Origin of the sequence: Candidatus Fukatsuia anoeciicola, assembly GCF_964059965.1 — a bacterium.
Classification (GTDB): domain Bacteria; phylum Pseudomonadota; class Gammaproteobacteria; order Enterobacterales; family Enterobacteriaceae; genus Fukatsuia; species Fukatsuia anoeciicola.
Genome location: NZ_OZ060923.1, coordinates 630,568 through 642,714, shown reverse-complemented (window position 1 = coordinate 642,714; position 12,147 = coordinate 630,568). Strand labels below are relative to the sequence as shown.

General features: G+C 29.0%; 7 protein-coding genes. 5 read left to right on the top strand and 2 right to left on the bottom strand.

Going from position 1 to position 12,147, the window contains the following annotated elements; all coding sequences use genetic code 11:
- Nucleotides 1-227: 227 nt before the first annotated feature.
- Nucleotides 228-827 (top strand): peroxiredoxin C, encoded by a 600-nt coding sequence (locus tag AB4W73_RS02075; RefSeq protein ID WP_367680201.1) that lies wholly within the window; start codon nucleotides 228-230, stop codon nucleotides 825-827.
- A 101-nt stretch (nucleotides 828-928) separates the two neighbouring features.
- Here the strand turns inward: AB4W73_RS02075 and proY are convergent, their stop codons facing one another.
- Nucleotides 929-2,323 carry a proline-specific permease ProY gene (gene proY / locus AB4W73_RS02070; RefSeq protein WP_367680755.1) on the bottom strand — a complete coding sequence of 465 codons (1,395 nt, stop codon included), beginning with the start codon at nucleotides 2,321-2,323 and terminating at the stop codon, nucleotides 929-931.
- A 192-nt stretch (nucleotides 2,324-2,515) separates the two neighbouring features.
- Nucleotides 2,516-3,835 (bottom strand): branched-chain amino acid transport system II carrier protein, encoded by a 1,320-nt coding sequence (gene brnQ, locus AB4W73_RS02065; RefSeq protein ID WP_367680200.1) that lies wholly within the window; start codon nucleotides 3,833-3,835, stop codon nucleotides 2,516-2,518.
- A 362-nt stretch (nucleotides 3,836-4,197) separates the two neighbouring features.
- On the opposite strand from brnQ, the gene dnaB reads away from it, so the two are divergent.
- The 4 genes from dnaB to rsmJ all read left to right on the top strand — a co-directional run bounded on the left by dnaB (nucleotide 4,198) and on the right by rsmJ (nucleotide 11,333).
- Nucleotides 4,198-5,619, top strand: a complete 1,422-nt coding sequence (gene dnaB / locus AB4W73_RS02060) for a replicative DNA helicase (protein WP_367680199.1) — start codon at nucleotides 4,198-4,200, stop codon at nucleotides 5,617-5,619.
- Between the two features lie 2,007 nt (nucleotides 5,620-7,626).
- Nucleotides 7,627-8,229, top strand: coding sequence for a single-stranded DNA-binding protein (locus AB4W73_RS02055; RefSeq protein WP_367680198.1), 603 nt, complete (start codon nucleotides 7,627-7,629; stop codon nucleotides 8,227-8,229).
- 140 nt (nucleotides 8,230-8,369) lie between these two features.
- Nucleotides 8,370-10,430, top strand: a complete 2,061-nt coding sequence (gene prlC, locus AB4W73_RS02050) for an oligopeptidase A (RefSeq protein WP_367680197.1) — start codon at nucleotides 8,370-8,372, stop codon at nucleotides 10,428-10,430.
- 159 nt (nucleotides 10,431-10,589) lie between these two features.
- On the top strand, nucleotides 10,590-11,333 hold the full coding sequence (gene rsmJ, locus AB4W73_RS02045) for a 16S rRNA (guanine(1516)-N(2))-methyltransferase RsmJ (protein ID WP_367680196.1): 744 nt from the start codon (nucleotides 10,590-10,592) through the stop codon (nucleotides 11,331-11,333).
- Nucleotides 11,334-12,147 lie beyond the last annotated feature (814 nt).

The following is a 12,147-nucleotide window of genomic DNA, read 5'->3' as shown; positions in this document are numbered from 1 at the left end:
AAAATCATAAAAATAAAGAGTAAATATCTATCATTATTTTCTATAAAGCACTTTTGTTTAAGGCTGTTTATGTTTAAAAAATAAGTATTATATAACGTAATAATTTTTATATATAAATAATAATTAATGTTAGTATATTATTTATATATAACACATAAAGTTATAAAATTTTACTAGATAATAAAATATAAAGTATGTTAAATAATAATAATTTATAGGAGTTATTTATGGTTTTAGTCACTCATGAAGCACCTGATTTTACTGTTGCAGCTATTCTAGGTAACGGCGTAATAATCGATAATTTTAACTTAAAAAAATATTTAGACAGTAAAGTTGGTGTATTGTTTTTCTGGCCATTAGATTTTACTTTCGTCTGTCCCTCAGAATTAATTGCTTTTGATCATCGCTACCAGGAATTTAAAAAACGCGGCGTTAAAGTTGTTGGCGTTTCTATTGATTCACAATTTGCTCATAACGCATGGCGTAATACTTCTATTGATAAAGGTGGTATTGGTCCGGTGCAATATCCTATGGTAGCTGATATTAAACGTGAAATTATTCAGGCATACGGTATTAGACATCCAGCAGGTATTGCATTACGCGCTTCTTTCCTTATTGATAAAAAAGGTATAGTTCGTCATGAAGTAGTTAACGATTTACCATTAGGACGTAATATTGATGAAATGTTGCGTATGGTTGATGCTTTACAATTTAATGAAAAACATGGTGAAGTATGCCCTGCACAATGGGAAGCTGGTAAAGCAGGTATAATTGCTACACCTAGCGGTGTAATAAAATACTTATCTGAAAATGCTACTAAACTATAATACAATATGAGTTCATAATATAATTATATTACTCTATAAAACATAAAACTGATTTTTATCGGTTTTATGTTTTATCTAAATAGAATCTATTATTTAATAATTTATTTAAAAATCTTAATTTTCTTCCTTCCCTTCTTATTATTCTGAAAATATGCTTTAATACAATAACTAACTAACAATAATGCTATCCAGCCTGATCCAATAAAAAGTGATATACGAGTCTTAGGAAAATAACTAATCATGCCAATAATAAATAGCAGAAAAATAATGGCTACTACCGAGGTAGTAATGCCACCCCATAGTGGAAAATCTAACTCTTTTACTTGATTTTGATTTAGAGAATAACGAAAAGCAATTTGCGAACATAGAATCATAATCCAAACCAAAACTGTAGCAAATGTCGATAGAGATGCAATTACTAAAAATACTTTTTCAGATATAAGATAATTTAAGTAAACTGTAACTAACATAACTAACATCATTATTATAACTGTTATCCAGGGTATGCCGCGCTTAGAAGTTATACTACACAATTTAGGCGCATAGCCCTGTTCAGCCATACCATGTAACATGCGTCCAATACTAAAAACATTACTATTTATTGCTGACATTGATGCTATGATAACTATAAAATTTAAAATACTAGCAGCAACAGTAATTCCTAAATGTTCGAAAGTTAAGACAAATGGACTACCATAGGTACCTATCTGATCCCATGGATAAATTGACATAATAATAAATAATGTACCAACATAAAAAACTATAATGCGCCAAGGAACTGAGTTAATTGCTTTAGGTATAGATTTTTTAGGATCTACTGCTTCACCTGCAGTAATACCGATAATTTCAATGCCACCATAAGCAAACATTACTAATTGCAGTGATAGCAACATGCCTATTATGCCATTACTAAAAAACCCACCGTTAGTCCATAAGTTACATATTCCTGTTGGTAAGTTATCATTAATACCCCAAAAAATTATGTTAATACCTGCTAGTATCATTATAATGATAGTTATTACTTTAAAAAAAGAAAACCAGAATTCTAATTCACCAAACACTTTAACATCCATCATATTAATGATGCTTATGATAAATATAACACTCAATGCCCAGACCCAGTGTGGCACATTAGGAAACCATACTCCCATATAAATACCAAAGGTGGTAACGTCAGCAATAGCAACAATCAATATTTCAAAACAATAAGTCCAACCAGTAATATACCCTGCTATTGATCCTAAATAATCTTGGGCATAACGTGAAAAAGCACTAGATTGTGGATTGTTAACTAACATTTCACCAAGAGCACGCATAATGATAAACGCTACTAAACCACCAATAAAATAAGCTAACAATACACTAGGGCCAGCTATCTTGATTGCGTCTGCTGAACCATAAAATAAACCAGTACCAATTGTTGATCCTAGTGCCATAAAACTAATATGACGAGTAGTTAAACCACGCTTTAGTTTATTTTTTACTGGTAATTTCATAAAATTCCGTCTGGCGAAAGCCACGTTTATCAGTTACGTAGTTATAATAATAAGCACAAGGTAGACGACCCTTGTATAATCTGCAACATGATTAAAAATCACGATCTTACAAGAAATTTATACTTATAGATATGATTAAGATAAATACAAACAGTTACGCCAATATAGCCTGAAAATAGAAGATTTATACTATTATTTTATAGTAACCCTACTACGGTAATAATTAATACGATCATAAAGAGCAACCAAAATAAGCACTAATAAGGATGGTGATAACCAAGCTAATCCTTGATCTGCTAATGGTAAATCTTGAGTCCAAGTAGGTAATAAATAGTCAAAATTTGCTACTTTTATTGCATCGTGAATACCAAATAATAGACTTGCTAAGGTTACAGAAGAAATTACTATTTTTGTGTTATACCACCAGCGTAATGTAAAACTCAATATTATTAAAACAATACAAGGTGGATAGATTGCCGTTAATACAGGAATTGAAACTTGGATTAAGTGACTTAACCCAAGATTTGAGACTAGCATTGAAAAAAGACCAAGAATAAATACTAAATTACGGTAAGATAATGGTAAAAACTGACTAAAAAATTCAGCACAAGCACAAATTAAACCTACAGCAGTAACCATGCAAGCAATAAAAATTAAGATTGCCAAAAAAATACTACCTATATCACCAAAAGTATGTTGAACATAAGCATATAAAATACTAGCACCATTTTGTGTATCTGGTATTAAAACACCACTGTTTAAACCAAGCTTAAATAAACTAAGATAAAAGAGTACCAAGCCAATACCAGCAATCACTCCAGCCCAAATAGTATAGCGAGTTAGTAAACTAACTGAAATAACACCACGAGAACGAGCAGCATTAACAATTACAACACCAAACACTAAAGCTCCTAAGGTGTCCATTGTCAAATAACCATTAATAAAACCAGTAGAAAAAGGTGTTTGTTGATAAACCTGAATAGCTGGAATAGGCGAACCTGCAGGCCAAAATAACGCAGAAATCCCTAAAATACTAAAAGATATAATTTTTAATGGTGCGAGAACATGTCCTATAGTATCTAATAAGCGACGTGGATAAAGTGAAATACCAATCACTAATGAAAAATATATCAGGCTATAAATTAATAATGCCAAATTACTATTACCTATTAAAGGAGCAATACCCACTTCAAAAGAAACAGTTGCAGTACGAGGGGTAGCAAATAAAGGACCAACAGATAGATAACAAATAGTTGATAACAGTAAGCCAGTACTACGACCAATAGGTATACTAAGAGCATCAATACTTCCACCTGCTCGCGCTAATGCAATGATAGTTATTATTGGTAAACCTACAGCAGTTACTAGAAAACCAATAGCCGCTAACCAAACATATTCGCCTGATTGCAAGCCTACAATAGGAGGAAAAATAATATTACCAGCCCCAACGAATAAAGCAAATGTCATAAAACCTAATGCTAAAATTTCTTTAAATGATAAATGATAACCCATAATTATTGCCCAATTAAATATTTAAAAAATTGTTGATTTTTCGATTCTATTAAAATGATAAACCAACAATAGAGATTAAGAAAAACTTTTATATACAAAAAGACAAACTAGTATGATAAAAGCAGAATTATTTTCTTAGATAAAATAAAATAGTAGTTAAACTTACTAGTGAGTAGCAAATATACATGATAATTTTTAGAATATACGTTAAAAATTATAAAGAGTAGCGCATATGATGAGAGAGGGCATCAAATAATATAAGATTTACAATACTTAGTAGTTTTATAAGAAATTTATTACCACTGAGTATCATCACATATATTAGTAGCTACATTTTCTTATTATAGGTAAAAGCACGCGTTATGGCCGGGAAAAAATTAAATAACAATCTAGTAGTGCCAAAAGATCACCAAGTAGAAAGATTAAAACTACCACCGTATTCGTTAGAAGCAGAACAATGCGTATTGGGAGGGTTAATGTTAGATAACGAACGCTGGGATCATATTTCTGAGCATGTAACTAGTAATGATTTTTTTAGTCAGTCACATCGCCATATTTTTATTGAAATGCAACGTTTATTAGAAATGGGCAAACCGATTGACCTAATAACTTTATTTACTTCTTTGGAGCAAAAAGGAGATCTAGAGATTGTAGGAGGTTTTGCATATTTAGCTGAGTTATCTAAAAATACACCTAGTGTCGCAAATATCAGTGCTTATGCTAATATCGTACGTGAGCGCGCAATAGTACGTGAAATAATTTCAGTAGCAAATGAAATTGCTGATGCAGGCTACAATCCTCAAGGACGTAGTACTGAAGACCTATTAGATTTTGCTGAATCTCGAGTTTTTAAAATTGCTGAAAATCACGTAAATAAATATGAAGGACCAAAAAGTATTGATAAAATTTTAGAAGACACTATTACTCGTATTGAAGATCTTCATCGTCGACCTAATAATAACGTAACTGGTGTTACTACTGGTTACCAGGATCTTGATAAAAAAACTGCTGGGTTACAAAAATCTGATTTAATTATTATTGCCGCACGTCCTTCAATGGGCAAAACTACTTTTGCTATGAATCTATGTGAAAATGCAGCATTAACTCAAGATAAACCAGTACTAATTTTTAGCCTAGAAATGCCTGCAGATCAAATTATGATGCGTATATTGTCATCACTTTCTCGTGTTAATCAGACCCATATTCGTACTGGTCAACTAAATGATGAAGACTGGGCACGGATTTCTAGTACAATGGGAATATTATTAGAAAAACGTAACATGTACATTGATGACTCTTCTAGTCTAACACCTACTGAAGTGCGTTCACGTGCTAGAAGGATTTTCCGTGAACATGGTGGGTTAAGTCTTATTATGATTGATTATTTACAATTAATGCGTGTACCGGCATTAATAGATAACCGTACTCTAGAAATTGCAGAAATATCCCGTTCATTAAAAGCTTTAGCAAAAGAATTACAAGTACCAGTAGTAGCATTGTCTCAACTAAATCGAAGCCTAGAACAACGCTCAGATAAACGCCCAATAAACTCAGATTTACGTGAATCTGGTTCTATTGAACAAGATGCTGATCTAATCATGTTTATTTACCGTGATGAAATTTATCATGAACATAGTGAAATGAAAGGAATTGCAGAAATTATTCTAGGTAAACACCGTAATGGACCGATTGGCTCAGTACGACTAACATTTAATGGACGTTGGTCACGTTTCGATAATTATGCTGCTCCACAATACCAGAATGAAGAGTCTAAAATCTACTAATTAATTTTATAATAGCAACTATTTTTAAAAAACATGCAGTATTTAATCTTGTGTATTTTGATTATTACTTCTAGTATCTAGTAATTAAAGTTTTCTACTTTGCTATCTTCTGCCTTATAGGTTAAGGTTAATAATCTAATTATTAGGTTTATTATAATATAATTATAGATTACGTAAATATTTAGCAAAATATATTTTACACTTAATTATTCTATTTAGTAAAATACTTTACAATATCCTCTTTACGTTAAAGCTAAAACATCTTGTTTAAGAGCATAATCACGTATATACGATTTAGCAATAACTACAAATAATTTACGTATTAGGATAAAAATGTTTTTCTAGGTCCCTAGATTGAATTTATTATTTACCTAATAAAATTTTTGATTAATATTAATTACTTTTAAAAAAGTAACTAATTACTAACCGTAACATCTTTTATAATATTATAAAAACGTTTTTAATAATTACTTTATTATTATATACACCATGTTTTACATGTCAATATTGATTACGTAATCAGCAAAACGAATAATATTCCTATTATACTTAACCATAATTACAGTATTACTTAAACTAAATAAAAGATTCTTTTAATACATGTATTACACCTATTAAACCACACTGCTCTAACTAATTAACTAAATATATTATATTTTATTACCAGATAAACTATTAGCTAAATGATAAAATAATAAATAATTTAAATTAATATTATCTAAAACTTAAGCTAATCACGAATCTCTTTTAATATTTTCAGCTATTTATACCTGCTAACCTATTAATTTTATATTTTAAAAAATATCAGCACTTTACTAATACTCAAAATAGAATCTTAGGTAATATTTTTCTTCTATAAAATATAATATGACTTTCTTATATAATTTTATATCTAAATAACAACTACATAAATGATTATTAATGAATTTAGCTAATTTATTATGTATTATTAGATTCTATTTCATTATAATGGTACTCTATATTATATGAAACGTTTTCAAATAGAAAATATTATACTTTATTATTGCTATAATCGCTGATATATTTAAATCTAATGATCTTTTCTAAATTATATAATATTAATTCTTTTATTTTAAAATTTAATAAACAGAATAGCATATTAATATTAAATTAATAATAACTAACTAAATGAACGTAGTATTTAAAATACTAAAAAATTTAGGTAATCTTGATTATAAATAATACTATTCACTAAAAATAAATTAGTATTTTATACCACTAGATTAGATTAAAAAATTATTATATTCTTAATTTATCATAAATCTAGTAAACATTAACTAGGTTATTGAGTAAAAATAAATAAAATTTTAACTTATTATTTAGAGATTAGATAAATCATAGACTTTACTGCTATTTATACATAGATATGATCCTATACTTATAATTTTTTAGTATTTTACTATACATATTTTATGCACCTTTACTAAAGTATTAATAATATTAACCGATAATTACCATAATTAATTTAAAATATTGTCTATTATTTAATTTTTTAATCTATGTAACCAAAAGTAAATAATGTCATAATTAAGAAAGTATAACCTATCAATACGAGCAAGTAATAAACATAAATAATCATGAATTTACGTGATAGCACTAATAGTAAAAGATATTTAATATAGCACGTTGACTCTGCATATGAAGTATTAAATTTCAACAAAGACCTGCCTAAGTTAGATAAACTAGTATTAATAATTAATTTGTCTTGAAAAATAATTAGAATTAATATTCTTAAGATTATAAATATAAATGCCTATAACTTCTACTTATCCACGTACTCTTTCTAATTATCGAAATATAAAACTAGTACTAAGCAGATAATTATAATATAAAAAAATTAAATAGATATTTAAATTAGTGTATAATGTGTTCAAGTATTATAAAAAATTATAAGTTATTTTACAGTTATCACTGCTATGCTGATCTGTTCATCACATGTTATACTTAGTTACTTATACTAAAACATATTATAGTAGGAGAATAAACATGGCTAGCAGAGGTGTAAATAAAGTAATTTTAGTTGGATATTTAGGACAAGATCCTGAAGTTCGTTATATGCCAAATGGAAATGCCGTGGTTAATCTTACTTTAGCAACATCAGAAAATTGGCGTGATAAACAGACTGGTGAACAAAAAGATAAAACAGAATGGCATCGTGTCGTATTATTTAATAAACTAGCAGAAGTAGCAGGTGAATATCTGCGCAAAGGCTCTCAAGTCTACATTGAAGGAACTTTGCAAACACGTAAATGGCAAGATCAAACTGGCCAAGATCGTTTTACTACTGAAATTATCGTTGGTATTAATGGCGTAATGCAAATGCTAAGTGGTGGACGTCATACGGCTAGTGTAGTCAATAATAGTTTGCAAGACATGACAAATACAATTACTCCCTCTAACATGCTATTAAAAGATAATATTGTTGTACGTAATGGTGCACCAGGATGTCCACCCCAACAACCAGCAACTAGTAACAAACCCTTTAATACTCCTCCTATGCCGCCGCAATATAATCAATCAAGATCAGCTACTCTATCTAATAATAGTAATGAACCTACGGAAGTTTTTGATGATGATATTCCATTTTAAGATTAAGTATCTTGCTATAACCTAAAAGTAATTTGATACTAGTCATGAATCATTACATATAATGTTTCGCCTTGTTTTAACTGCGTAACTCTATGTAGTGCTAGTCACTGTATGACTTAAACAATGATCGGGAATCTTTAATGATAAATCCACTGCTAACTGCTTTTTCTTTGCCACCTTTTTCTGTTATTCGTCCTGAGCACATTGTACCTGCAGTACAAGTGATACTAAAAGAATATAGGCAATCAGTAGAAAAAGTGCTTACACAACAAGAGCCATTTACTTGGAGTAATCTTTGCCAACCACTTGCTGAATCTAATGATCGACTTGCACGTATCTGGTCGCTTATTAGCCATTTAAATGCAGTACAAAATAGCCCAAAATTACGGATAGCTTATAAAAAAAGTTTACCATTATTATCTGAATTTAATACATGGTTAGGACAACATAAAGAGTTATATCAGGCCTATCTTAAATTACAAATAGGATCGCATTTTGCTGAGCTTAATATAGCTCAACGTACCGCCATTAAAAATATATTACGTGATTTTAAACTATCAGGGATTGATTTAGTTATAGAGCAACAGAAATATTACGGTAAAATTGTTGCTAGATTATCAGAACTAAGTTCTGCCTATAGTAATAATATACTTGATGCCACTATGGGCTGGACTAAATTAATTACCGATATTCAGCAATTACATGGTTTGCCAGAAAGTTCTCTAATAGCAGCAAAAGTGATGGCAGAGGCCAAACAACAAGAAGGTTGGTTATTAACGCTTAGTGTATCAAGTTATCTACCAATACTAACTTATGTAGATGACGTACAATTAAGAAAGGAAGTGTATTATGCCTACTCAACACGTGCATCTGATCAAGGACCAAATGCTGGCCAATGGGATAATAGTGCTATTATGGAAGAAATATTGACACTACGTCATAAATTAGCACGGCTTTTAGGTTTTGCTAATTATGCGGATAAATCGCTAGTAACTAAAATGGCAGAAAATTCGCAAAAAGTACTGAATTTCTTAAATGATTTAGTAAAGCATGTGCGTCCACAGGCAAAACAAGAACTAATCCAGCTACAAGCTTTTGCTAAGCAATATTATGGTATTGACGAACTAGCTGCCTGGGATATTGCTTATTATTCCGAAAAACAAAAACAACACTTATTTTCAATAAATGACGAAGAATTACGGTCATATTTTCCTGTAGAATCTGTATTAAATGGGTTATTTGAAGTAATAAGGCGTATTTATGGTATTGAAGCTAAAGAACGCTATGATGTTGATGTGTGGCATTCAGAGGTGCGTTTTTTTGATTTGTTTGATTCTCATGGAGAAATTTCTGGTAGTTTTTATCTTGATCTCTATGTACGTGAAAATAAACGTGCCGGCGCTTGGATGGATAGCTGTACAAACAAACTATGCTTAGCTAACGGTAAACATCAAAAACCAGTAGCTTATCTAACCTGTAATTTTAATTCTTCGGTAAATGATCAACCAGCATTATTTACACATAATGAAGTTATAACCTTATTTCATGAATTTGGTCATGGTTTGCATCATATACTAACTAAAATTGATGTTGCTAGTGTATCTGGTATCAATGGTGTACCTTGGGATGCCGTAGAATTACCTAGCCAATTTATGGAAAATTGGTGTTGGGAATCACAGGCACTAGCATTTATCTCTAGTCATTACCAAACTAAAGAGCCATTGCCAAAAAAAACACTTAATAAATTACTGATAGTAAAAAATTATCAAGCGGCGTTATTTATTATACGTCAACTAGAATTTAGTCTATTTGATTTTCGTATACATTATGAATACGATACTACTAATGGTGCACAAATTCTTCCAACATTATATAAAGTAAAAAAACAAGTAGCTGTTATTTTCTCGCCTAACTGGAATCGTTTTCCACATACTTTTAGTCATATTTTTGATGGAGAATATGCAGCTGGTTATTATAGTTATTTATGGGCAGAAGTTTTATCAGCAGATATTTTTTCTCGTTTTAAAGAAGAAGGTATTTTTAATATAATAACTAGTCAATCTTTTTTTGATAATATTTTATCTCGAGGAGGATCAGAAGATCCCATGATCTTGTTCAAACGTTTTCGTAATAGAGAGCCACAACTAGATGCTATGTTATATCATTATGGTATTCAAAAAAATATTATTCCTAGGATCTAAAATTATATAAACCTTTTCTATTTTATTTATAAAAAGTAAAAATAAAAAGATAAATATAATTTATTTATTATTAACAAAAAAATAATAAAGAATATTTTAAATTTATTTCTGATAAAATATTTAAGTATAGGAATTTTTAATGAGATTTAAATCATAAATATGAATATTTGTTTACAATACGAGATAGATAGTGATCCTAAAACTTTATTGGCTTTAGCTAAACGATGGGATTTTACTAATGATAACCAAGCAGTTATGGCGTTAATTTTAACACCTCAGCGTCTTGAGCTACGTAAAAGAGATGAAACTAAACTTGGCAGAATTTATGTTGATTTTACTTCTAGTACTATGACATATCGTCGCCGTTTTGGTGGTGGGCGTCATGAAGCAATTGCTAAAGCAATAGGTATTAAAAAAAATTATCTACCAACAGTATTAGATGCAACTGCAGGACTAGGAAAGGATGCTTTTTTGCTAGCATCACTAGGTTGTAATGTGCATATGTTAGAGCGTCATCCAGTAGTTGCTGCACTATTAGATGATGGTTTACAACGTGGTTATCAGAATACTGAAATTGGTTCTTGGTTACGTGAATATATGACTTTACTGCATGTATCTAGTCTCACGTATTTAGCTAAAATTAAACCACAACCTGATGTAGTGTATCTTGATCCAATGTATCCACACCGACAAAAAAGTGCATTAGTAAAAAAAGAAATGCGCATTTTTCAATCACTAGTTGGAACAGATGATGATGCTGATAGTTTATTAGCACCTGCTCGTAAGTTAGCAATCAGGCGAGTAGTAGTTAAGCGCCCTAGTTACGCAAAACCATTAGCTAATATTATTGCACAAGCAAAAATTAAAACTAAAAATCATCGTTTTGATCTTTATTTTACTTAGAACCTATTTTAAATCCCTTTTATACACTTACAGTAGAAAATAGATAAAAATGTAATTTTTATATATAATAAAAAAGAATAAATAATATTTTTAAGTACATTTTTGATAAATTATTTAACTAAAATATAATAATAACAAAAAAACTGAGAATAAGTTATTAACATAATAATAATCAGAAAAAAATCTTAATAAGGTAAAAAATTTGAATTATAGTAATTATAAAATATTACATATTACATATTTTTTATTTTTAACTTAATAATTAGATTATTTTTTAAATTGAAGTTATACTTATAGTTATAGAAGTATACTAAAATTAATTAGTAAATATTCTAATTAATTATTTTTATTTTGCCTTAATATGTAAGGCAATAATTATCTTATTTATATTAAGTTATATAACTTCTATTAATTAAATATAAATAGAATTCATTCAGCTAAAAAAGGCTTTTTAACCTATTAATTATTTTATTTATATTGAATATTCTATTAGTTTTTATTATAAAAATATTTATTTTTAATAAGCACGATTTATTATATTATTATTAGTTATTAGTTATTAGTTATTAGTTATTATTACCTTAATACAGACATTTCTTTTAGTATCATTGTTAAATATTTAGCTAGATAAGTAAATAATTAGTTTTTTTCTTAATACTTATAGTTTGGTAATTTTAATTTTTTTACTATTTATATACTGATATTAATTAGTTACACGAATAATTTTGTATCATGCAATAGCAAGTGTATTTAGTTAAGTAATTAGTTTATATGTTATTTTTATTTGTTAGCATTATAGTTTCTCTTATTTGTC

Bases quoted from the DNA above. Each gene is read 5' to 3' on its own strand.
- AB4W73_RS02075 (WP_367680201.1), top strand. From the start codon at position 228: ATGGTTTTAGTCACTCATGAAGCACCTGATTTTACTGTTGCAGCTATT.
- proY (WP_367680755.1), bottom strand. From the start codon at position 2,323: ATGAAATTACCAGTAAAAAATAAACTAAAGCGTGGTTTAACTACTCGT.
- brnQ (WP_367680200.1), bottom strand. From the start codon at position 3,835: ATGGGTTATCATTTATCATTTAAAGAAATTTTAGCATTAGGTTTTATG.
- dnaB (WP_367680199.1), top strand. From the start codon at position 4,198: ATGGCCGGGAAAAAATTAAATAACAATCTAGTAGTGCCAAAAGATCAC.
- AB4W73_RS02055 (WP_367680198.1), top strand. From the start codon at position 7,627: ATGGCTAGCAGAGGTGTAAATAAAGTAATTTTAGTTGGATATTTAGGA.
- prlC (WP_367680197.1), top strand. From the start codon at position 8,370: ATGATAAATCCACTGCTAACTGCTTTTTCTTTGCCACCTTTTTCTGTT.
- rsmJ (WP_367680196.1), top strand. From the start codon at position 10,590: ATGAATATTTGTTTACAATACGAGATAGATAGTGATCCTAAAACTTTA.